Source organism: Psychrobacillus sp. FSL K6-1464 (genome assembly GCF_038003145.1).
GTDB lineage: Bacteria > Bacillota > Bacilli > Bacillales_A > Planococcaceae > Psychrobacillus > Psychrobacillus psychrotolerans.
This window is the reverse complement of sequence record NZ_JBBOOP010000001.1, coordinates 712990-738071: the sequence shown is the minus strand read 5'-3', so window position 1 is coordinate 738071 and position 25082 is coordinate 712990. Positions and strand designations below refer to the sequence as shown.

The 25082-nt window shown below is 35.6% G+C and carries 17 protein-coding genes; 1 reads left to right on the top strand and 16 read right to left on the bottom strand.

Going from position 1 to position 25082, the window contains the following annotated elements:
* Positions 1–163: 163 nt before the first annotated feature.
* The 15 genes from MKX39_RS03650 to MKX39_RS03580 all read right to left on the bottom strand — a co-directional run bounded on the left by MKX39_RS03650 (position 164) and on the right by MKX39_RS03580 (position 22670).
* Positions 164–1804, bottom strand: coding sequence for an S-layer homology domain-containing protein (locus MKX39_RS03650; protein WP_340768345.1), 1641 nt, complete (start codon positions 1802–1804; stop codon positions 164–166).
* A 165-nt stretch (positions 1805–1969) separates the two neighbouring features.
* Positions 1970–2623 carry a hypothetical protein gene (locus MKX39_RS03645; RefSeq protein ID WP_340768344.1) on the bottom strand — a complete coding sequence of 218 codons (654 nt, stop codon included), beginning with the start codon at positions 2621–2623 and terminating at the stop codon, positions 1970–1972.
* Between the two features lie 33 nt (positions 2624–2656).
* Positions 2657–3265 (bottom strand): signal peptidase I SipW, encoded by a 609-nt coding sequence (sipW, locus tag MKX39_RS03640; RefSeq protein WP_340768343.1) that lies wholly within the window; start codon positions 3263–3265, stop codon positions 2657–2659.
* Positions 3255–4040 carry a SipW-dependent-type signal peptide-containing protein gene (locus MKX39_RS03635; protein WP_340768341.1) on the bottom strand — a complete coding sequence of 262 codons (786 nt, stop codon included), beginning with the start codon at positions 4038–4040 and terminating at the stop codon, positions 3255–3257. Before MKX39_RS03635 ends, sipW begins: the two co-directional genes overlap by 11 nt.
* Before the next feature lie 159 nt (positions 4041–4199).
* Positions 4200–4799 (bottom strand): TasA family protein, encoded by a 600-nt coding sequence (locus tag MKX39_RS03630; RefSeq protein ID WP_340768340.1) that lies wholly within the window; start codon positions 4797–4799, stop codon positions 4200–4202.
* A gap of 812 nt (positions 4800–5611) precedes the next feature.
* Entirely contained in the window at positions 5612–8521 is a 2910-nt protein-coding gene (locus MKX39_RS03625; RefSeq protein ID WP_340768339.1) for an S-layer homology domain-containing protein, read from the bottom strand.
* Between the two features lie 286 nt (positions 8522–8807).
* Entirely contained in the window at positions 8808–9053 is a 246-nt protein-coding gene (locus tag MKX39_RS03620; protein ID WP_340768336.1) for a DUF3006 family protein, read from the bottom strand.
* Positions 9053–10642, bottom strand: a complete 1590-nt coding sequence (locus tag MKX39_RS03615; protein WP_340768335.1) for an S-layer homology domain-containing protein — start codon at positions 10640–10642, stop codon at positions 9053–9055. Before MKX39_RS03615 ends, MKX39_RS03620 begins: the two co-directional genes overlap by 1 nt.
* A 416-nt stretch (positions 10643–11058) precedes the next feature.
* Positions 11059–13623, bottom strand: a complete 2565-nt coding sequence (locus MKX39_RS03610) for an S-layer homology domain-containing protein (protein ID WP_340768333.1) — start codon at positions 13621–13623, stop codon at positions 11059–11061.
* Between the two features lie 940 nt (positions 13624–14563).
* On the bottom strand, positions 14564–15457 hold the full coding sequence (locus MKX39_RS03605) for a hypothetical protein (protein ID WP_340768332.1): 894 nt from the start codon (positions 15455–15457) through the stop codon (positions 14564–14566).
* A gap of 56 nt (positions 15458–15513) precedes the next feature.
* The gene (locus MKX39_RS03600; protein WP_340768331.1) at positions 15514–16740 is read right to left on the bottom strand and encodes a glycosyltransferase; all 1227 of its coding nucleotides are present in this window, start codon (positions 16738–16740) and stop codon (positions 15514–15516) included.
* A complete protein-coding gene (locus tag MKX39_RS03595; RefSeq protein WP_340768329.1) occupies positions 16737–17498 on the bottom strand; it encodes a hypothetical protein in 762 nt (253 codons plus the stop codon). The genes MKX39_RS03600 and MKX39_RS03595 overlap by 4 nt, the downstream gene beginning before the upstream one ends.
* A gap of 636 nt (positions 17499–18134) precedes the next feature.
* The gene (locus MKX39_RS03590) at positions 18135–18470 is read right to left on the bottom strand and encodes a hypothetical protein (RefSeq protein ID WP_340768328.1); all 336 of its coding nucleotides are present in this window, start codon (positions 18468–18470) and stop codon (positions 18135–18137) included.
* A 25-nt stretch (positions 18471–18495) separates the two neighbouring features.
* Positions 18496–20610 carry a ribonuclease YeeF family protein gene (locus MKX39_RS03585; RefSeq protein WP_340768326.1) on the bottom strand — a complete coding sequence of 705 codons (2115 nt, stop codon included), beginning with the start codon at positions 20608–20610 and terminating at the stop codon, positions 18496–18498.
* Positions 20611–21788: 1178 nt separating this feature from the next.
* On the bottom strand, positions 21789–22670 hold the full coding sequence (locus MKX39_RS03580) for a tyrosine-type recombinase/integrase (RefSeq protein WP_340768325.1): 882 nt from the start codon (positions 22668–22670) through the stop codon (positions 21789–21791).
* Between the two features lie 539 nt (positions 22671–23209).
* Between MKX39_RS03580 and MKX39_RS03575 the strand changes: the two genes are divergently transcribed.
* Positions 23210–24469, top strand: a complete 1260-nt coding sequence (locus tag MKX39_RS03575; protein WP_340768324.1) for a hypothetical protein — start codon at positions 23210–23212, stop codon at positions 24467–24469.
* A gap of 225 nt (positions 24470–24694) precedes the next feature.
* Here MKX39_RS03575 and MKX39_RS03570 read toward each other — a convergent pair whose 3' ends face one another.
* A complete protein-coding gene (locus MKX39_RS03570; RefSeq protein WP_340768323.1) occupies positions 24695–24883 on the bottom strand; it encodes a hypothetical protein in 189 nt (62 codons plus the stop codon).
* Between the last annotated feature and the right edge of the window lie 199 nt (positions 24884–25082).

The following is a 25082-nucleotide window of genomic DNA, read 5'->3' as shown; positions in this document are numbered from 1 at the left end:
CGAAATCAATTGTTAATAGTTTCCCCTACTCCTAGTATATAACAATTTAGTAGGAGTAGGGATTCTATTTTTAGAATTGTTAGCATACTTCGGGAGATTATGTGGGGGGGATAAGAAAAATTAAATAAGCGGCTCAATATAGAGCCGCTTGGGTAATAATATACTATTTTAAGTATGTTAATGAATTCATCAGAATCTTAGCAGCTTGACCTCGTTTTGCAGTATCTTCTGGCATAAATTTACCTTCAGAACCATTTACGATTTTAAATGTAGCCAGCATGGATATGGCTGCTTTTGTTTCATCATCGTAGTGGGTAATATCTGTAAATGGTGCTGGGATTGCTGCCGTATATGGGTTACCTGTAACCGATTCTACCGTTCTTTTCAGCATAAGTGCCAACTGCGCTCGAGTGACATATTCGGTTGGGCGGAACTTCCCGTTGCTTCCTTTTATAATTCCATATTGATAAGCAGCTGCAATCTCCGCTTGTGTTTCTGCAGCGAAAATATCAATGTCTTTGAATGGCGCTGCTTTGTCTGTTTTTAGTTTTAATGCGTTTACTATAATAGAAGCTGCTTGTGCACGAGTAATCTTATTTTCTGGCTTAAAGGTACCGTCTGGATAGCCCTTTACTATTCTTGCAGTCACTGCCTGTGTAATATAATCTTTGGCCCAATGTTGTTGGATATCTGGGAAAGCTTTGGGTGTTACCCCTGTAGTAATCGTGCTAGAAGGATTCACAGTACTTGTATTGCCCGCAGCATCTAATGCTATTACTGTAAACGTGTAAGCCTTATTTTCTTCTAGACCTTCCATTTTATACGTGCGTGTGTCTCCTGTTACTTGACCTACTTTTTCTTTGCCAATATAAATAGCATAACTAGTTATGCCTGTATTGTCTGAAGCGGCTTTCCAAGTTAGGATTGCAGTGGTTTTGTTTGAAACTGCTACATTTAATACATCCTTCGAAATCCATGGAAAAGTTTCTACTAGTTTTTGATGGAACAAATCTGCAACTACTTTATAACCCGCTTCACTTAGATGGATATTTTGGTTGTTTGGTAGATTTGCAGGGTAATTTTCTGCGATTTTTTCAGCAGTAGGAACAAAATGTCCGGTTGTGCCTGCTAGGCTTGATTGAATCGCTCCATTTATTCCACTCATTAACTGAGCGATTTGTACTTGGTATTTTTTATCAAGATGTGGAAATGGATTATAGTAACCCATTACATACACTTGAACATTTGGGTTTATCGAGTAAATGGATTTTAATATTTGGCTATAGTTAACGTTAACCTGTTTGAGAGCAGCAGTAATTTTAGCCAAATCTACACTTGGTGCCTCAGCCGGACTATTAGTTGCGTCTACTTTGAAATAAGGGAGTATATCATTCGCTCCTGCACTAATAGTAATTATATCTGCTGCTGCGATAGACTTATGCAACTCAGCACTATCTCCTTTATTGCCAGTACCAACTACAGGCTTGGTCACATTTGCTTGGAGATCCTTTAAAACATCCGAAGTTGTATAACCTGGTAAAGTAAACCCTTTGTTAAATGTAGTTAATGCATTGGTAGATTTCAAAGCCGCTGCAATATAATCCGGATAGCCATTTCCTAGTTTGTTTTCCGGTGTAACACCAGTAGCTAACGAATCTCCCAGTGCTAAATAATTTACTGGATTTGCCCAAGTTGGCGCTTCTGTATCTTTTTCAGCCGCAAATGATAGGCCTGGAAATGCTACAAGCTGCACTAAAAGCGCCAGGACAAAAAATAAACTGAGTTTCTTCATTACTCTTTTCAATTCTCTTCCTCCCTAATAAAAATTATCTTACTGATAACTATATTCTAGTTTAAGAGCTAATAACCCTCTAATAAAGAAATCAAAAAAGCTGACACTGCATGTTACTCCATGCAGTGTCAGCTTTTCTAAAGTTCCTCTAAAAACTAACCAACACTTTGAGACAACTTAAAGTCTCGCTTCCTTCATCCGTCTGTAATATCTGATGACCATCCACACGATTCCACCTGCTACAATTAAAGTACCAGTTAATATCAGATAAAATATAGTTGCCGAGGAGGGAGGCTGACTGTATTCGGATGGTGTTGTACTAACGCTGGCAACTTGTCCTTTTGTCATGGCTTGGACAGTTGTATTATCTTTTCCTTCAGCCGTAAAAGAGAAAACAAAAGCCGAGCTTAGTCCTTGAAACTCATTTCCGAGATGCTCTGGAAAGCGGATAGTGATATCTAAATTTTCTTCGGTACCGCTTGTAAGTTTTCTCTCCGGTAACGATTTAAGCTCTGCCAATTTCCCTTGATACAATTCTATATCCCCAGCTTTAATTTCCACCATTAGCTCATTGAAGAGCTTTTTTTCTCCACTGTTTTGCAACTGCATCTGGTAGACAAAATCTGCGCCTCCAGAGTTCTTCACTGTAAGAGTCCTCGGCGCCCAATCACCGGGCTTCATATTAGTAATGTCAAATAATTTTTCGTTTGGTGAAAGGCTGATGGCTAAGTCATTCTCAGCCTTTTCATCTTCTGCCAACACAGTGGTTACAGGTGAGACACAGATAAAGCTAATTATTAATAATATGGATAACCGAAAGAGTTTAATCATGGTAATGCCTCCTTGCATTCTCTGTCGATTAGGTCAGGATGGAGTATTCCCGCTATCTTCTCCTACTACATCTACTGGTTTTTTAGGGCGCAATTCAATGACAGATAGTACTTTCCAAATCGTATATGCAGAATAGATAAGTAACAGGAATCCAGGTATCAACAGTAATAATGCACCATTCTTAGACTGAGCAAAATTAATGAAGTATCCTACGTATGGCAATGTGAAACCAGTATATTCCGCTACCACATTGTCGGAAATAACCGGATTCATATCCTCTGCATTGTTGTTATCACCCTTTGTCCGGTAAAGTACGGAGTCTCCACTTTCGACCACCTCAGTGATACGGTGAGTAATTAAAATATCTTCTTCCATGAATGTAATGACATCGCCTTTTTTGAAGTCATTTTTTTCTTCAGCTAACTTTACGCCAATGATTGAACCTGTTTGAATATCAGGTTCCATGGATCCTGATAGAACTGTTTTAAGCTGGTAGCCGAAAAGCTGTGGTTCTCCACCGGAGGCTTTCGATATAACTACTACGATTGTTACACTGATAAGCAGAATCATTAAAATACCGGAGACTATGTTATTGATCCACTTCATTGTTTTTTCTTTTTTTGTTACCTTTTTATATCTCATTTGTATCCCCCTCTACTTTCTCTATGTTTGTTTCTGGTTTTACAGCATCGTTTATTTCAGTATTTTTGTTTTTGGTGCTATTACTATCTGTTGCGTTGTCTGTTGTAGTGTCTTTATCTGTCGGGGTAATATCACTCGGCTGTTTTGTACTTTCACCCTCTTTGCTATTAACCGAATCTTCTTTGTTAGTGTTTTCTTTATTCTCTTCATTGTTTCCATTTTCTAATTCATTTTGTTTCTCATTAATCGGTTCAATTGTTTCTACATCTTCTACTACTTTATCCTTATCAATTTCTTCATTAGACTTATCATCTTTATTCTCGCAGTCAGCTTTGACTTTCTCACTTGAAGCAGAATCCCCGTCGTTTTCATCACCTATAATAGTGCCATCTTTACTCTCGCATAATAACTCTTCTGCAGGATCCAAATCAATTATTTCTTCAGGTATTTCATCTTTAGCCTCACAGTCAAGATCATCTTCGTTTGCTTCAGTAGGATTTTCATCACTGTCTTTTGGGTTTACCAAGATTTCGTCTCCCGTTACTTCATCAATTGTGTATTCTTCGCCGCATGCATTAACCAGAATTTCAGGAACTTCCCATATACCGGCAGTGATAGTCTGGGATACCTCCGACTGGCTGCTGAGGTATGCGGAAGTGTCAGACGTTAAATAACCGAGGCCAAAGATAGCCAAGTAACAAATGAGTGCAATTTTTGAAATTAAGATAAAATCATATTTCTTTCTCTTGTATCTGCGCCTACGTTTACTTTTCAATCCGATTCCACCTTTCTAACCTTCTTGCTGGATTTCCTTAAATATATTCCTCAAAACACAAAATTAGGTTATATGTTGAGAAATATATATAAGAATTAGAAGCTATGGATTCGTAAAATTAAATAAGGGAGGAGAAGGGCTCTCCTCCCAAGGTTCGAATTATCTTAATGTTCCTGCTGTTTGTTTTGCATCGAACGTCCATTCAAGTTGTAGAGAATCCCCTTGGAAAACGTTTTGATCTTGACCATTGTCAACGAACTCAAACAGAACTGTAAGCGTATCGGAGTTACCTGCTTTTAATCCGTCTTTTTCTCCAATCAAATCAAATAAATTTTTATTGTTAACAACGTCTGTTTTAGATAATTCACTTAAAGTAGTTTCCCAAATAACTGGAGACAGTTTGTCGTTATTTGCAAGGAATTTAACCTTAATATGATCACCAAAATCTGCGCCAGCATTATTCCATTTTGCATCAGCAACGGTATATTTTGAAGTTAGTAATACTTTGGATACATCTAGGCTGCCTGTGTTATTTAATTTAAATGTACGAAGCATCCAATCGCCTGGTTTTATATTGGTTACATTAATAATGGCATTATCTTTGTCATTACCTTTAACGTTAATATCCAACGTACCCGCAGCGAAACTGCTGTTGTTTACTTCAACATCATTGAAATAAGCATAAGTTCCTCCACCGATCATACTTACTGCTAATCCTCCAGTTAAAATACCCATTGCTAGTTTCTTTTTAAGACTCATTTTATATTTCCTCCAATTAGTTTTAGTTTTTTTGTTATTACTTGTTCTTGAACTTTCCATTTTTATGCTTGTTCCGAAGTTTATATTACTTTTGAGAAGGTAGACTTGGTTCCATGTACCATTTCGTAGTCTGAAAGTAATTTTACTTCGAGTGCTTTAATTTTGTTTAAAGTGGTTTTACCACCTAAGTGAATTCTTTGGCTAAGTCTCTCATTGCATTTTCGGTTCCCCAGCCTGTTGTAATGGTAATAGATAAAATGATTATAATGCCACTTTTTTCTTGGTATTCAATTTTGGATTTTAGTACGTCTATCTACGTCATTCACTGCCTCCTTTAAAGTTCAACTTGATCAACTTGCTTTGGAACTAACTTCAGTATATACAGCCTAGGACAGTTGAGCCTCCCTCAAATGTATAGTTTTTGAATTTTCAGTATTCCACTTTCGTATAATCTCTTGGTATACTTTCGTACCATACACGCAATGGTGGAAGAATAAGAAAGGGCTTTGAACTAAGGGAAGGCATCCCTTTCCTTAACTTTTTGGATTTCTTTGGTTGGAATGTATTTATTATTGAGATGCGCTCAATTATGGGTAATTGTTTTGGAGAATGTTCGAACACTTAATTTGTAAATAGAGATATTCAGGAAGGTTGGAACAATCAAGAGGTACTTCTTTCTGATTCCACAAAATAACTAACCAGATGTTGCAAGGAATAAGTAAGAGCATTATTAAAGTCAAACAAGAAAAGCCCTGTAGAGTTATCTCCACAGGGCTTTCCTATCTATCTTTTACAATATATTCGTATTCAAACTATTCGATCGTTAGGGTTGTAGTTGCAAATGCGTTTGCAGTATTGCCTGCTACGTCTCGGATATATGCCGGATTCGTTACAGAAGCAACAGATAGGACTCCAGTGTATGTCGCGTATCTATTTACTAAAGCAACCGTAGCGATATCATCGTTTGCAGATGTAGTTATCGTATAGTCATCTCCAGCTTTTAACCTCTCACCATTTACATCCGTGATTACTAAATCACTTGCCCAAAGAGCAGTGGATGCGGATAGGTTTTCATTGAAGTCAATAGTAAAATCAGAAACATTACCGGTTGCTATATTATTAGCAATTAATAATTTTCCATCATTACCTTTTTCCACACTTGGAGCAATCCCATCTTTCACAGGAACAGTGAAGGTGGAGTTTGGTGTTCCAAATGTATTAGTCAATGCACCAGCTGTAGCTACAACATCTAATACTTGGTTTGGTGCAAATGACGATGTTGTACTGTTTGCTGCAAGTGTTAATGTTACAGTTGCTTTTCCATTGTTATTTACATAAGAGGCTCCACCAAATGTAAATGTTCCAGTAGGTGATGGATTTGCTACAGTAAACATTGTTGGATTCAATGAACCTTGTAGCTCCTGGTTTAATTGGAACTGAACCGTATTAGCTGTAGGTACTATAGCAGAATCTTTTACTAGTGATATGTCACCTAAAGAATCTGTCGTTACCGGCTCTAAGATGTAATCCGTATTACTGTATACATTACCTGCAGCATCTTTAAGTGCCCCACTAACACGTACCCCGTCAATACTATCGATAACTGTATTTCCAGCAGGTAAGCGAATCTCAATTGTTGAATTATTGATGACAACTATTGATGTTCCGGCTGGGGTATTAACAAGTGCCCCATTATTACGTAAACTATAATTAGAAAGATTGGTCAACCCTTCTGAGCTCATGGGTTCGTTAAATGTTACGCGAATATTATTTCCACTTTTAACTGCACTTTGGACATCCCACGCTGTTGAGTCCGGTATAACAACATCAAGTGTTTGAGATGTTAACTTATTTTTAGCATAAGATATATCTTCTATATTCTTCACTACTAATTTATAAGACCCAGGTTTTAAGCTTGTCGGTAAAGTAACAGTTACTGTCTTTTTCGCATTGTCGTAAACGAAATTAGCTCCGGTAAGGGAGACAGCTTTACCTGCTGAATCTGTTAAAGCATAGTTTGCTGCTAATTTGGCAGTTGCTTCATTTACTTCTTCAGAGAAAGTAATTGCAAATTTCTTATCAGTTGAAGCATCTACATTTGTCACTGTAGGAGATGTTTTATCTAAAACTACCATTGCTGATAATTCGCTAGATGCAACATCGTTACCCCAAGCATCCTCTAAAGCATTTTCTTTTGAATTTAAGAATAGCTTCGATGTGCCTTCTGGAAGAGGTGTTGCAAAGTTTACTGTAAATGTATCCGCAAATCCATTGACTGGATTTACAGCAGTAAGACCAGATCCTACGTAATTAGTACTGTTATTAACAGTATGATAGAGCGAAATGTTACCAGAGTTTGTCACTTTAACTGGTTTAGAGAATTTAAAAGTAACTCGTTCTGGTGTAGCTTTATCAATTGCAACTGTTGGTACTGTTGTATCCACAGCATAGTTAAACTCTTTACTAATTCTAGCTACTTTATATGCTGCATAATCTTGGCCACCCTCTATTTCAAGTGAATGTGCACCTTCTGAAGGTGCGATTCCAAATTCTACTACTGCTCTAGATCGATTAGAAGGATCAATTGTAGCAGCTGTAGAGATAGACCCATTATCTAATTTAACAGTTGGTGCAACTTTTAACGGTTCAGAGAAGTTAATCTCTACTGAACGGGGACCAACTGTGCGAAGTGTCTCAACTGTCGGTGCAACTCTATCAAAGAATGTCACATTTTCTTCGAATTTTTTAATAGCAACATTTTTTTGATTGACTATATTTTCAACGATCACTTTCACTTCGTCTTGTTGGCGAGCCTCCGTACCTAATGTTACGACTACAGTTTTTCCATCAGATTGTAATTCTACAGAACCGTTCTTTAAATCTGCAGTAGCACCAGTTGTTACATCCGTAAGAGAATAATTCGCAATATCTTCAGCAGTCGCTTTATCTACTTTGGAGTTAAAAGCAATAGAAAACTGTTTTAAGTTATCCGTACTTACGGAAACAACTTCAGGAGTCGGATCCACAACGTCTGGATGAGCTACATCAAATGAACGATTTAAGAACGAAGCCATTTGCCCACGTTTTACATCACCAGTTGGATTGAACGCGGTAACTTCTGTAACACCATTTTCCGACAAAATATTGATGTATTTTATATATTGTGCTTGTGCTTTAGAATTGTCCGTTACTTTTGACTCCACTCCGGCAAGATCTTTTAGATCAAACCCGTTCACTAGTACTTGGGCCATTTGCTGACGAGTAATATTGTTAGCCGGCATTAAATTGTTATTGCTGCCTCGGAATATTCCTGAATCTTTCACGATTAAAGATGCATTATATAATTCTGCATCGCCATGTGTTGCAGGTACGTCATTAAATGGTTTTACTTTGTCTACTAGTTTGTTGGCAGTTATATATTCTTCGAAATTTTTATAGTCAGATTGGGCAACTACATATTTCGCCAGAGATTTTACTACCCCTTTACGGTCAATAGAATTTTCAGGTTTGAAAGTCCCATCTTTGTAACCATCAAATAGACCACGTTCAACAGCTTGCATTATAGCAGCGTAGTGAGTGTGTGCTGCAGTTACATCAGAAAAGTCTGTTGCAGCTGTTTTCACCTCTGATGCTAGAGCAGTAGGTACGACTGCTGTGGCAACTAGGGCAGCTGAAGCAGCACCAGCAGAAAGTTTACGGTAATTTGTTTTTTTGTTAGCCATGAATAATTTCCTCCTCGTATTAGAGAATAACTACACAATCCTATTCTATTGATAGGAATGCTTGAATGAGATAATACCCTTTGGACTTTACAGGTACTACACTACTTCTATTTCCTTCGTTAGAGGAAGTAAACGTCTTTAATCATATTGTGATTTATGCAAGGCTATTGAAATTTTTGTAATCTAGATTAAAAGGTCCTAAAGAATCTGTGCAACTCTAACTTATGTATGAAATTATTAAGAGATATAAAAGAAGCGACCCTTTTATAAATAGGGTCGCAAATGTTTATTTGTTTTTAGTTTTTATTTTTTCAAGAAGGGAACTAACTTTTTCTCTGGTAGCTTCAGTTTCTTCCTTCAACACTTTGATGTCATATCCTATTTCTGATTTATCTATCTCGACTAGATCTCCTTCTCTTAAAGGAACTTTAATCAGGTTTTTAGAAACTAATAATCGCTTCGTTTCATCTGCTTTTGATAGGAATACAGCAAAAAAATCATCTACGCGATCGAGTGTATATTTGTCGCCCATTATTGCTCACATGCCATGTTATCTTTGTCTCTGTCGTGAGTTAAAGAGTATGCAGGGTGACCAATTTTAACACCATAGGGATAGTATTCACGCATAGAAGTACAATTTTTGAAAGAAGTTGGCGCTCCTGGTATAACGTAAGTTCCTGTACTTAAATCCGGCATTGTTGGAGTAGGTTTAGTTTCTGGGTTCGGGGTAGAACTCACGTAGCCTGTCCAGGGTTTTGCTGATACTGAATGTGTTAATCCATTTGTTGTCACGGTTATATTTCCTGCTTCTGCGGTAGAGTATATTTTTGACCCAACAGATTTTAACCTGCTAATTACTTCAGTATGTGGATGACCATAGGAATTATCTTCCCCATATGAAAGTATTGTAGTAGCTGGTTTTACTTTGTTTATAAAAGTAGCCGAACTACTAGTATTAGAACCATGATGTCCTGCTTTTAATATGGTAGATTGCACATTAAATTTAGCCATAATTTCAGCTTCTAGTTTAGTATCTGCATCGCCCATTAAAAGGAATGACACCTTGTTATAAGTGACTTTCAACACAATTGATGCATCGTTGTTGTCTGTGGCTTCTCCATTTACGTGAATTACTTGGATATCCATAGTAGGATCTAAAGTAAACTTCTCCCCAATGTTTGGAATAGTAAGAGAGACATTTTTAGAGTCAATTAGATTTAATATATCCAGGTAAGTTTCAGTCGTATGTACTTTACCTGAGTCAATAAATGTACCTACAGTAAAACTGTTAAGAACAGATATCAAACCTCCAATATGATCAGCATCCGGGTGAGTCGCTACAACATAATCTAATTTCGTTAGCCCTCTTGATCTTAGGTATGCCACTACGTCTAAGCCAGCAGCTCTAGTACCTCCATCAATCAACATCGTTTTACCATTCGGAGCTTGTATTAAAATAGAATCTCCTTGACCCACATCAATGAAGCTAACTTTTAAATCAGGCTTCGGTTTAAATGATTCATCCAGTTGTCTAGCCATAAAGACAGCGAAATGTTGTCGGCTGATTTTACCGTTTGGTTTGAATGTACCATCTTGATAGCCTGTTGTAATATTTTCTGACGCCAGGGTACTTATATAACCACTTGTAGTAGCATCCTTTGGCATATCACTGAAAGTATAAGAATTATTTATAGGTAAGTCATAGGCAAGCACTAAAATCTTCGCCATTTGTCCTCGAGTTAGAGTTCCTTTTGGATCAAAAAACTTAGATCCATTTGCAGCAGTCTTACCAGAAATAAACCCCATATCGACAGCTTTAGCTACGATATCGTATCCGTATGTATCTGTTGTCATATCCGTAAATCCAGGATTAGGAGCGCTAAATTCTGTAATACCTTTTTCTCGTAGAATCATCATTATTGCATTGAGACGGTTTAAGTCATTCTCCGGTTTAAATGTACCATCTTTATAACCTGTTATAATTTCCTTGTTTACCAAGAAACTTATCTCATTCTCATATTGCTTTACATCAGTGAAAGATCCAGCAGCATCAACTGATTGTTTAGGAAATATTCCATTTAATAGCAGGAATAAAGCTATTAAAACTAATACTTTCTTCATCTTATTTCCACCTCTCAAATATTCTAACTTAATAATAATAAACAGGAGAATAGGCTATGTCTATTGAATTGGAAGGAATTAGCAATAATAAAAGGACAATATATGTCATGTTATGCAACTAAAAAACAACTATCTAAAAGGGAGTATTAGAGATAGTTGCAGAGATTTATATATATTGCACAAATCACAAAAAGACCGTCATTCTTATATGGAAATTGAAAAACACTAAATCGACTTATCCGAATAAACCTAACTCCACCTTTGAAGTGATAATTTCTTTCCTATAAATAGGTAAAAAGACAATCACTATGGATATGAAAGGCAAAAGAAAAAGCCCTGCAGAGATTTCTCTCCACAAGGCATACACTCATTCAATCATTCTTTTAGAACCCGATCTACTTAAGGGGTAGAGCTAATTATTTAGAAACAGAACCGTCTTTAACTTTATTGTTATTAGCATCAAATAAGTTAGCAGATTTAAACTCAACCGCAATGTTATCTGTTAAAGCAAAGTCATTTGTTGTCTTTACAGTTAACTTGCCGTTAGCTGCTACAGCTGAAGCAGGTACTACTGTTGCATCAGCAATCTTAACAGATAAACCAGTAACAGTAGCTTGGTTAGCAATTGCTTCTGAGAAATCTACAGTAAATGTTTTGCTATCTACTACAGTTACTTTAGAAGCTACTGGAGTAACACTTTCTTTTAGGCTAACTTGAGTTGTAGCTTTACCTTCTTTAAGCGTGTTACCTTTAGTATCTACAACATTCTTAGCTTCAAGAACGTAGCTACCATTAGCAGTAATAGAAGCTTCTGGTAATGTAATTCTTACCTTTTTAGTTCCATCTACAAACTGAAGTTGAGTTCCTACAGGTAGTACTTTTCCTCCAAGCGTGTAGTTAGCTAGTGTTGTTGCAGAAGAAGTAACATCCGAAGCATATTCTACAGTGAATACTCTATTGTTAGTAGCATCTACTACAACTGGTGTAGTGCCAAATACTAATGAAGCAGTAACTGTTCCAGGTGTAGCTTGGAAAGTACCAGATGCAACATTAAATGTAATTGTATCTGCATTCGCGTTTCCAGCTAAGTCTTTTACTGCTCCCGCAGCTAGTTCGAAAGAGTAAGTTGAATTACTATCTAAATCTAGAGAGATTTTAACAGTATTTAACTCAGAACCTTCAACTTTACCGTTTCCATCAATATCAGTTCCAGCAACTTCATCTACCGCTAATACATTACTAGTTGTATAAACAATACCATTCTTAGTATTAAGCGTTAAGTCACCTGTAACTTTTACTGGCTCATTGAAAGTAAGGTATAAAGCATCTTCGTCTGTAGTAACAGTTGTATCATCCGCTACTAACAATTTCGATGATGCAGATGAAAGAGTAGCAGGAGTTGTATCTTTAGCTAGAGTAGCATCAAATTCAAATGCATCACCAGCATTACCAGCTAGGTCTTTTTGGCCTTCTACTTTAACTTTTGTATTCATAAATTTCGCTGCACCCAATACTGATACTGCATCTACAGTGAATTTAGTTTTATCAGTAGCATCTTTAATATCAGCATCAGTTAAGAAGAATTCAGTAGTTCCTACAGTTACTTTTGCATACTCATTTAATCCAGCAATTGTATCAAGATTCTGTTTAGACAATTCTTCTGAGAAATCGAAAGTGATTTCAGTACCGTTAACTGTAGTAGATACAGTTGGGTTTGAATTATCTACTACTGGTTGAGCTACTGTGAAGTTAACAGCTATAGGGTTAGAAATATTGTTAGCGAAGTCAGTTGCTCCAACAACATCTACTTTATAAGACTTGTCAGCAGTTAAACCTGTAATTGTTAAAGTTTTACCAGAAAAAGTATATTGAGCAGGAGATGCAAGTTGAACACCATCCAAGCTTACAGTTCCTTCGCTTTGTACTGGCTCATTAAAAGTGATAACTGCTGTAGTTCCTTTTGCTTCAACCGATTTAACATCAACAGGAGTTGTATCTGCAAATGTTAGCAATTTGTTGAACTCTGAAGTTAGTACTGTTGCATCTTCTTTTGTTTTGATTGGTGAAACAGTAACTTTAGCATTTGATACTTTTAACTCATCAGCTGTTGTTAAAGTTACAGTCTTTCCATCTTCTGAAACTACTGCGTTAGAGATAACTTCACCTTCAACAGCATATTTCGATGTAATTGCAGCATCTGTTGCATCAACAGCGCTGTTGAATGTAACAGCTATTTCTTTTGCATTAACCGCACTTACTGAAACAACTTCTGGAGTTGAGTTATCAACTTCTGGGTGTGCCACATCAAATGAACGGTTCAAGAATGAAGCCATTTGTCCACGTTTTACATCTGTAGTTGGGTTGAATGTAGTAACTGCAGTTACACCGTTTTCAGATAAAATGTTGATATACTCAACGTATTGATCTTGTGCATTTTTTGTGTCAGTAACTTTTGACTCAACTCCAGCAACATCCTTTAGATCAAATCCTTTAACAAGTACTTGCGCCATTTGTTGACGAGTAATGTTGTTAGCAGGCATAAGGTTGTTATTGCTTCCTCTGAAGATTCCAGAATCTTTAACGATTAAAGAAGCGTTAAATAGTTCTGCATCGCCGTGAGTTGCAGGAACATCATTAAATGGTGTTACAGTTTCAACTAATTTGTTAGCAGTAATATACTCTTCGAAAGTTTTGTACTCAGATTGAGAGATTACATATTTCGCAAGTGATTTTACTACACCTTTACGGTCGATAGAATTTTCAGGTTTGAAAGTTCCATCAGTGTATCCGTCAAATAATCCACGATCTACAGCTTGCATAATTGCAGCGTAGTGCGTATGTGTTGCAGCTACATCAGAAAAGTCTGTTGCTGCTGTTTCTACCTCTGCTGCCAAAGCAGTTGGTACGATTGCTGTTGCTACTAATGTTGCAGTAGCTGCACCAGCTAAAAACTTACGGTATTTCGACGATTGGTTTGTCATGAATAGTTTCTCCTCATAGGTAAATATTGTTTTGTGTGAAGTTGCTCCTACAGATGTAGAAATAACAAAAATGAAGTATTTTCCTGGAATACTAACTTCACCCTATAATCTTTTTGAGATTACTAAATTAGTATAAGACTGGAATTTTCTATTGTCTAATAGCAATGTTTGGTAAGTGAACCACATAAAAGAAGAATCTGATGACTAATTGCTAATCGCATCTGACATGTCTATTAAGTATATTGATATTATTTCAAACCGTTTATTAACCCTTGTTTAGTCCATACATACGCGCTTTTTCAGCCTAGGAACGGGACTTCATGTATATCCAAACCAGCTGTATAATCACTTTTTAGACATAACTATAATATAATTTAAAATGGAAAAAGTTGGTCCAAAATAACTATATTAAGTTATATTGCTATATTTTTCTGCACATTGACAGGTTAATTTTGAAGGCATTGTAAAATAAATTAATACTAAGCTTTTCCATTTTAATCCTTTAAAGGTATATTTAGATCATCGAGTAAGGTTCTGTGTAAACACCTAAGAATGTAAAAAAGAGAATTACCATGAGCATGTCCCGTAAAGGCACCCCTTGATAATTCTCAAATTAAAACCAATATTCCTCGGTAAAGTTAGAAACATTCTACAATTATATTGCTTAGTATGATAAATATATTCAAATGAAACTAAACAACCAGTCAACGGTAGAATAGTGCCGACTGGTTGTATAGGAGGATTTATATTATTGTCTAAAAAGACACTGGCCTGTTTCTTCATAAAAAATTTTACTTCATATGCATATAGCGGACTTAAAAAGTTTTCCCATCATTTCAAGACAAAAGACGGGTTCGCTTCATTTTCAATAATTGCAAAGCCATCAACCCGATGAATTTTCTCCAGAATTCTAACTCCACTTACTTAGTTAAATAAGTAACTAACTGGTTTTCATAAGTAGTAGTTGGTAATGAATATAATCAAAAAAATGAGCATTTTTCAAAATATCTGATTCGACCAAAGTGTTTACGTGCATTTTAACTTCCTTGGCTAATACTTCTTCTCCAATTAATAAAAAGTACTCATGGAGGTAATAATAAACCGCTATTGATTCATATTCTACCGTTTCATCTTGAGATTGCCTGTCATATCTTCCATAAATATGACCACCTTCTATCCACGCCGCAACTATCCATTTTTGAAATACTTCAGATTTTACGCCTACTTTCAATCGGTTTATAGCAATCAATAGCTGGTCAATCATATGAATCTCTTCACTCTTCATATAAATCTGTTCGTTGACATCATAATATTCTGGAAAGAATACCTCTATATCACTTACTTCAATTAACAAATTTACCGTTTTCTCTAAAAGTAAATCAGTATCTTCAAGATAACTAAGCGTAACGCGTTCTGCAGGTTGCTGATACTTCCAATCATAGAAATCTACTGAAAAACCATTACTTTTTTGCAAATTGGTGATGGATTGGCTTAGTTCTTCCGCTAACTTGCGATACACTTTATTATCGAATTGATCTGCTGCCTTTTCTAATGAACTAATGATTCGTAAATCATCAATCAATGCATTTGTTCTGCTTTCTTCATCTAACCGCCATTGGATAAAAGTATTCTCTGCTTGTCTATCTATAAACTGCTGCGTTAGAATTTCATATTGCTCCTGAAAGGATTTTTTGTCACCTATCAAAACTAAGTATTCCATATAAAGTCCAATACTCTCGGATAAATAGTCCGATGTTTTTTCATTTGGATAAGCATGAATGAGTTTCTGATCGTTCATGTAAGTTTCGTTAACGGTTTCTTGAACAGATCCCATTGAACAACCTCCCAAGATAAGAGCACCTAAAACCAAGACTCTAATTTTTAGAGGCATCAGCTCCCTCCTTTGAATCTTTTCGTTTTATCCCAAGCTATCGTTTCCCCACGAATTCGACTCCATAAATATACGGAAAAACTACGAATTAGGAGAATGATGAACAACTGAGCATATGTAAAGTACATGATGAAGATAAACAGGACATTCTTAAGGGACACGTTTTTGTCCACTACTAAAGCACTTAATAGCTGAGCTGTGTAAACGATGTAACTCATGAACCAAAGCATAAGTAAAGGTGCATTCATATTTGGCAGTTCCATTCCGAAAACGCTCATGATGAAGAATACATCTGAAAATAATAAAACTATAACAAATAAAAGATAAGTCAAGACATGTTGCAGACTGAGAAAGAACGTCTTTCCTTTCCAGTGGGTAATATCTTTAAAGGATTTCTCCAACAAATAAATATTCCCTGTTAACCAGCGTGTACGTTGTTTTATAAACGTTTTCAATAGTTCCGGCTCCTGCTCCCATGTTCTAGAGGTAGGAACTACCGGTAAAACATATCCTTTAGCACTCAGGCGAACCGTCAATTCCGCATCTTCAGCTAAAGCATGAACGTCATATCCACCAAGTTCTTCTAAGACACTTCTTCGGAGTAGCATGTTGGTACCCGCTAAGGAACCTAACCCTAAAAATTTCCAACGACCACATTGCATTAATAATTGGAACACTTGAAATTCCAAACCAATCATACGAGTTAGAGTGTTAACATGTGCATTTTTCGTTTTCACATAACCAACTGCCCCAGCCGCTTTTTTTGTTTGCTCCGCTACTTCTACTAGTAATTGTAGAGCATCTGCCTCCGGTTCATTGTCTGCATCATAAACAATGAAATAATCCGAACTTGAAATGCTTAATCCATAATTTAATACCCTCGATTTCCCTGAAGGATAACTAACTGGAACAGGGATATAATGGATTCTAGAAAACACTTCAGAAAATTCTTGGGCAATTTCTGCTGTATTATCTTGTGAGTTATCATCCAAAACGTAAATATCTAGTTTCCCTTTGTATTCTAACCTTGCCATGGCTCTTAATGTATCTTCTAAAACAATTCCTTCGTTATGAGCAGGTATTAACAGAGCGACACTCGGATAAACTTCCAGTTTTTTAGGTTTTCTGAAAGTAATTCGATACCATACACCAGAAAGTGTCAGTACGGAATAAAATATTAATAATAACCAAAAAAAAGTCATAATTAACAAAATGATATTGTTCATAAGTTTTGACCCAATAACTGATTAAGATGTTCTATATCCCTAACCTGCTCTTTTTCTACTTTAAAAGGAGGATCGACGAAATTCAGCTCTGCGTGACTCTTTTCCCAAAAGCGTTCTTTAACAACTTCAGTTCCTGCCAGACTTGTGTTCTTCAACAAGAGATAAATAGATCCTGTCTCACTTGATACGAGATCATATTTTTGACGTATACTTTGAAGAGCTACTTTTTCAAGTGTCTCTTGTAAATTTTGTTTAACTTTTTTCTTCGGATAATCCACTATATATTTTAAAAAATAAACTTCTTCTTGGTTTCTTGTACTCGATTTTAAAAGCCATTCTGCCTGGTCTTTAAATTCTGTGAGCGTTAAAACTTTTGTAACTTTTCTATACTTTTGAAGCAGTTTTACTTGCTGCTTCAATTCACTGTTTTGATAACCAATATTCTTTAATAGATTCATCATTATCCAATATATTAAATGAAAGCTAGTAAATAATAAATGGCTATATATGTACTGTATTTGTATTTCTCCAGACAACTGCTGTGCAAAAGAAATAGCTGTAAGAAAAGCTCCATATACTAGAGATATCGTAATCGCATATAAAAAGACAAATCGTTCATTAATCACAGCCATAATAAGAAGAGAGAAAGCTCCAATTACTATTAGCTCTTTGTAAAATGGTAAAGTAAAATAGAATACTGCCCATCCATTAGTCAACAGTCCTAACAACAACATCGAAATAATTAAATTATTTTTCATGATAATTCCTTTCCAAAAACAGTATTATTAATTTTTATACCTGTGTAAATCACAAGTACGTAATAGACTTTACTATCTATTGAATTAGCGGAGTTCTGTCTTTGAGAAAATAAAGTATATTGTAGAAATGACTAAGTTATCTTCTGTATGTTTTCGTTCATCGAGATAAGTAATCATACTTTTTACCAATCGTACCGTTTTAAAATTCATTGCTCGTGTTTCCCTCTTTTTTCGTAACTCTTTTATCCGCTCAGACTATTAACTCTATTAGGGTCTATAACCCAAATCTTGAAGGTTCAAACCATACATAGAGAGGAACATTTTGTATGATACAGTATAATTAAAGTAATAAACTAGAAGAAAATAATTACATATATTAATTAATCTATCTGACTGTATCTAACTGATAGTTGTTTTCCATCTAACGTTACCTGTAACAAAAACATGTTTCACACTATATACGTCGTTTATAATCTCCCAAAGAATATAATGATTACTAATTTATGCAAACAAAAATAAACAGCCAGTTAACAGTAAAATAGTGTCAACTAGCTGTTTAGGAAGATTTATTTTATTGTCTTAAAAAATAATTGTCTGTGATCCATTCTTAATGAAATTAGAGCCAACAAGAAATTATTATAAAGTCTTCTTAGCTATAGGAAGTAACACTTTTAGCTCTTCTTCAGTAAATAATTTTTGATTATCTGGAATTTGAAGGAGTAGTTCTGGAAAATTTCGAACAAAAGCTCTCTTACTCTCTAATTCCTCATTTTCATTGGATGGCCACTGCCCCGTTTCCGCATAAACCTTTACTTCATATGCATCCTGATCGGAATTAAATGCTTTTTCCATCACTTCTTTTGTAATTGGATAAAAGACGGGTTCATTGTATGGTCCTTGTGGCCAGGAAATTTGATAAGTCCCTTCGTTTTCAATAATAGCAAAGCCATCACCCCGATGAATTTTCTCCATAATTCTACCTCCTTATTTATATATGTTAGTATACACTAGAAATAATATAATCACTTGCCTTTATTTGATCAGTAACAGCTTCTGGAATCCCGCCATCTGTATACCCTCCTGGTACCCAGTATCCTTGCCAGGCACCTGCTTCATTTCCTGATGGTACTCTAATATTCTTTGCATTTGTTATTTCTAATAACACAGGAGTATCACCTAAATAACCAGGTTCTAAGCCTAATAATTTCTCCAAAACCCTTGGATTTCCTTCTGAAGCGCTTATAGCTTTACCTACAATATTTTGAGGAAGGACATAGGTACCGGTTTTTGGATCTCCTATATTACTTCCATAAAGTTTAACAGCATTATCAAACGATTCTTTGCTTTGAATCTTTACTACACCATCATCAAACAATGACAAATGTGCTTCTATTTCTGATTTTGTCAAATATAGTTCAGTATTTGGTCTTTTCCCTTTAGGTATACTTACTATTCCATCCTCTATTTTTTTAGTAATTTTTGCATGAGGAAGCTCAGCCATCTCTTTCAAAAATTCATCTACTGATATTTTACCTCCCCCGACTACTTTCTTATCTGGAACACCTGAAACCTTAGGTATTTCTTCACCAGTCTTTGCTGAACTATTCACTGCCTTCATAATAGATTTATCATTTAGTGATTTTTGCAAAGACTTGGCAATAGGTACTGACAATGAAACTAAAGGATCAAGTGCTGCTCCTGCCCCAACATTCAAACCTAACTCCAAAGCATTTTGTTTCCAATTAGTGTCCTCTGGATTTAGTAGCTCACGACCTCCAATTTCAACACCAGACATTGAGCCTCCAACAGTAGCACCTTCTTTAGCTAATTGTCTTATATTGTGAGTAGATGCCCCAGTTTTAAGGCCTTTTGCCCCTAAAGCAGTGCCACGAATACCTTTTACGATTCCAACCCCTGGAACTAAATATCCTAACATATTAGCTAAAGCGTCCGTTCCACCACCCTCACCAAACTTTCTTTGAGATTGGAAAGGTGAAATTTCACCTGTAACATTCTTCTCCAGTTGTGCCGGTATACCTAAAAGAGCCGAATTAGCTGTTCTATTTGAAAAGCGTTGGACATTTTCAAAACTATAAGATTGTCTAGGAGCTATTTTCTCCGCTTCTTTGACCATTTTTGTACCAAAGTCCCCTGTAAAGAATGAAGGTATAGACCTTACAGCACCTATGCCCAAGTCAGCTAAGTCCTGTAGAATATTACTATTTTTCTTGGTGTTTATTTTTTCTTGTTTGGTCCCATTTCCCTCTATTCTCGTACAGGATAAGGCAATCATATCAGTACCCACAAAAGGATTTTGTATGTTAATAAAGCCACGATAGCCATATTTGAATGGACCAGCCCCAGCTAAAAATGTTTGGAGCATAGTTGTGATCTGACTATCTACATCTAATATGGTGGGAAGTTCGGCAACCAATTTTGTACGATAGACCAAATCGGTCTTTAAATTATTTGCAGAAGTCAAAACTCCCCAATTTTCTGTTTGGAAATGAATATCAGTTAGTCCAGTTTCAAACATTCCTTCTAATTCAGTCAGCCAAGTTTCCATTGTCTGTATATCCTGTTCAATGCTATGCAGTGCATTCGTTTGTGTTACATCAAATTCATAAAGTTGCGAGATGGTATAATCGCGTTTTCTCTTAGAACTAATGACTCCCTCTTGAACCCCGCTATCATCTAAGTGCGGCAGGCTGACAATATCGCTCACCTGATCCATGATGCTATTTGTCTCATCCGTCAAGTTAGCGGTCAGTTGGCGGATTTCTGTTAGACCCTGCTCTAGTTCTCCCTCTAGAAATGATTCAAGTATGTAACCGGAAGAATCAGGTTCGAGTGAGTGAAGTGCTGCTTCCATTTGATGAAGAATTTGTTGATAATGTTCCGAAAACAACTGGAAAAATTGAAGAAATGGTAAATGACATTCCTCATAAAAGGAACGAATGGCATTTCCCCCTTCTCCTTTTAATTGTTCCTCCATCTGAACTAAACCTTCCACTGCGAGTAGGATTGCTTTCGTTTCAGTACTTAACCTAGTTAACATGGTGATGTTTCGATGTAACCCTTCTTGAAATAAATCTACATCTAATACTTTCATAAGCTTGCCCTCATCAACTGCCCAAAAATAACCACATGACGATATTCTTTAGTTTGCAAAAATGACTCACAATCTAACATTCTTCTCCCCCTCTATTTAAGTATCAATAGTTATAATATTCCACTTTTATCATCAATAGGTAAAGTATTATGTTATAATATTCTCAAATTTAAGCATTATGTACGAAACAAAAGAATGAATAATATGACTCTTTCACTACTAGAACAGGAGAAAATTAGTTAAATAGATAGTAATGAATAAAATATAAAGCCTCCTATCACTTTTTATATAAGCCAATCACCCTTCACATTTTTTTGGTACAACATCCATGATCCATGGGTTAATCTCTCCTCTTCCAAGTAGATTGTCAAAGGCTCTTTTCACTATGACGAACTACTTGGGATGTGGAAGACCACATGAATGTTTGTGAAAAAAAACTTAATCTTTTTCACTTTCTTCCCCTTTTCTGAGTAATGTTAAATATATCCCTGTATGGAAAAAATATTATTTTATAAATCTTTACTTTATATTTAAATCTGTATAGACTAAAAAAAGAATCTTAATTTCTTAAAGAAATTAAGATTCTTGTATTTTGTTAATCATATCCCAAAGTAGAACTCCCTAGGCTACGTTGATTTCTTGTCAGTTGGTAACTCATCATTGATGTGACTTACTGAGCATTTAACAATAGTCTAGATTAAATATTTATTTCACTTCCAACGTAGAGATGTAGTGATAACTACCTCTCCATACTTTCTCTCTGATATATAGATCATCTGTGAGTTCCTACCATTTTAATTTCTCGCTTCTAGCAAGTTTATCTAATTCTTCTAGCAGTTTTATACTAATAGTATCATAGCCGAAATCTTTAATAATAGATGATATTAAAGCATGTTGAACTAATCCTTTTTCAGGTAGATAACGAAGATAAAATTCATCTAAGTGATCACTTGAGACAAATACATGTCAATAGGGAGCAACGTTGATTTGCGCATATGTTTTTGGACTCGTCACACTTTGGACTGAGTATCCCTTCTCTTTTATTATTTTTAATGTGTTAACTGAGAAATTAACCACTAGCAGTTCCGCTCTTTTTTTAACATTAGAAGATGGTTCTTTAACTGTTGGATTAATAGCCTTTCGCTTCATGTATATAAATCTTCAATTAAGATACCTTTTTACCCTATAAATATGTGGTATAAAGTAATAATTTCACGGTTGGAGTGTTGGGTATAAATTTGCTTCCTTTTGATAGGTCCACGATTCAATTCATCTCTTACAAAGGGAATCTCCATACCTCTTGCTAATAACTCAGTAGAGAATATCTGACTTAATTGGTGTGGTTTCAACCTTATCTTCAAGCCCGCCTCCACACCAATCGTTCTAACTATTCTGTGTATCCTGCTTACGCTAAGACGTTTCCCTGTATAGTTAGTAAAAAGCGTACGTGCTTGATACCGACGACCATTAATATATTTCCCCATCATATAAGCACACTGGTCTGCAAAATGTACGTACCGAATTCTTCTACCTTGACCCACCACCCGTGCTGTTCGGTTGGGTATATCAAGATCTCTTCGATTAAGTCTACTTACTTCCTCTCCTTGGCAACCAGTCGTTAACATGAATTCGAATAATAATTGATTCCTCAAAGAGATTAGTTTGGCAAGACTGCGTGTTTTTGCACTTTCTTCACGTTCAAAATAGAGTGGTAAAGGTTGTGGAAGCATAGAGAGGTCCCCACTAATGATTGGCGATTGTTCTATATACGCTTCTTGTACACAAAATTTGTAAAAGGAGGAAAGTATACTTAAGCGAAATCTGTATGTGGTTTCTTTAATATGCTCTTGGTTTTTGGTGAACCAGTCTAAAATATCCTTTGGTGTAAGGGAGGAAAACGATTCACTCGTCTGACTAAAAAATAGAGTGATAAATTCTCGGTATTGGATGATAGTTCCTTGACCTCGATTAGCGAGTTTTAAATGCAGCAAAAAGTTATCGATTACTTTCTGATTCAGTATATTAGGTAACTGTTTTTTGACTTTCCAGTAATTATCCATCTTTTCTACCTCTTCCTTTTTATAGATAATATCAATCCTATTGCTTTTTGCAAGGCGAGTATTCAGAAGGTTTCGGCACTTAATTCCACAAATTTATCATTCATTATCAACTACCTTTCATTAGCTTTATCTTTGAATCTATTAATAACATTGTGAGCAATTATTTCGATAACTAAACATCAAACTGTAGCTTTTTAAATAAGATTGATTATTATTAATAAAGACCGATAATTTGTAATAAAGTTTGATTAAAATCATCTCTCCTCTGTAGATTTCTTAGAGGTTAGTTGATTTTTCATTGGATATTTATGTTAACGTAACTATAAAGATTGTGAAGTAATGCACTTAAACTAACGCAGCAGTTTAGTTGAACAATTACCATAATAGTTTGTTCTACAAACTGGCCAGATTGTAGAGGTTAGTGGTCAGAATTGTTTAACAAAGAAAAAAATGAATGTACTATTTATCTGTGATCTACTATACTAGATAATGGTTTTTAGGTACTATAAAATAATTGAGAATATTAGGATGTGACGAGATTGAAAAAAGTTGTTTTTGCTTTAATTGTACTATTTAGTTGTATATATTCCCAAGAAGCCTCGGCAAGTGAAAAGTTTATTTGGGATGGATCCGAAATTGTAGAAGGGCAAATAGGGAAAATGACCTTCTCAAAAGATGTAAAAGTTTATAAGAAAGTTAAAGATTCTGGTGATTTTACATCGATGGTAGTGAAACGAAATAATTATTTTCGTGTTTATGGTAAGGAAGTTGTCGGAGAGCATACCTATCTGTGGATGAGTGGTGGCTATCGAGTACAATTAACGGATTTAGTCGTTTATAAGGAATTGCCAAGGGATATTATAGAAAAGGTATCAGGTAGTAAATTGATTAATGGAGAAACTGTCTATGTTTCCTCTAAAGGGGGGGTATCTATTAAGGCAGCCCCAAATGCGAATGCTAAAACATTGCATCGTGTTCCCTATCAGACAGTATTAATAGTAAAGGACTTTTCTGGTGACTATGTACAAGTAAGATATCGGGGACATGATTATGATTTTGCAGGGTATGTAGCAAAAGATTATGTTGCTAGCTTACCGAATCCAAAAACCAAATACATAAAGGAAACGGTAATTGCCTCTAGACAACCAAATTATGCGATACATGGTAATAGTGGAGCGGTTACGTTAGGAAGAGGACAGGAAGTTAAGACTTATTTTACAACAAGCAATGGTCTTACATTAGTTACAAGTAAAGAAGGGGTTACAGGATTTGTTCCTTCAACGGAACTTTCAACCAAAAAAATAGTAAATGTACCAATCTCAATCCTGAAAGATCCAACATTAATTGCGTTAAATCCGTTAAAAGGTATTACATACTCTCGCTATCAAGTTATTGATTCATATGCGTCTGGTGTATATAACCCAGTAAAAGAAAATCACTGGAAAGGTAATATTAATCATTCTACTTCTGAAGTTTCATATTATAAAGCAAGTGATTTTACGATGGCTGTCACAAAGGACAATATTGTTTATACTATAGATGACAGTACAATAACAATTCCATTCCCGTTAAAGGTTGGAAGCAAAATCATTAGTCACACAGAAGGGTTTCAGAAAGAGGAACATGTTGTGGATCGAATGTTAGATCGTTATACGTTCAATAACGGTGAAACAATTGAGAATGTAATCTTTGCTGGGCCTATGTCAGATAATGAAAAACTGGGATGGAACCTAGATTATTCAATAATACTTGGGAAATCTTATATTCAATTTTATTATGACTTTTATAAGCAAGAGTAAGCATGGAATAGTAAACTACAGATAACCGTACATAATAGGTGTGGTTATCTGACGAGATATCGTAGGGCTTTTCCTATTAACTAAAGGAGCTTTAAAAATAACGAACTTCCACAATCGGGTCGGATTGTGGAAGAATACCTTACTGTTTCATATTGAAATAACGGGGCTTTACTTCATTAAGGAGTAAAGCACCCGTTGATTAAATTATCAAATCCGTTCATTCATTTAAAGCGTTCCACTTTGATTGTTATACCGACCAACTTCTCGAAGAGCATCTGCTTCAGCCGAACTCTGGTTTAAAGTCTTTTCCTGTTTATTTAAGTTATATTTCCTTCGAGTCAAAACATCCACTAGATAACTTCCTAAAATTAAAGCTGCTACGGAGCCCCAAATAACCCACATCACCCAATGCATACATTTTCCCCCTTTCATTTCAGTCATCGCTTCCATCGTTCCTCAATACATTATTATACGTTTTACAGCTACAAATAGTTTCAATTATCAGTATTTTAATATTAACATATATAAATTGTTTCCAATCGATTCCTAGTCTAACTCACTGTGAATTTACTTATGTAGTTATTGAACTAACCTGCTGCGTTAGTTCAATAAG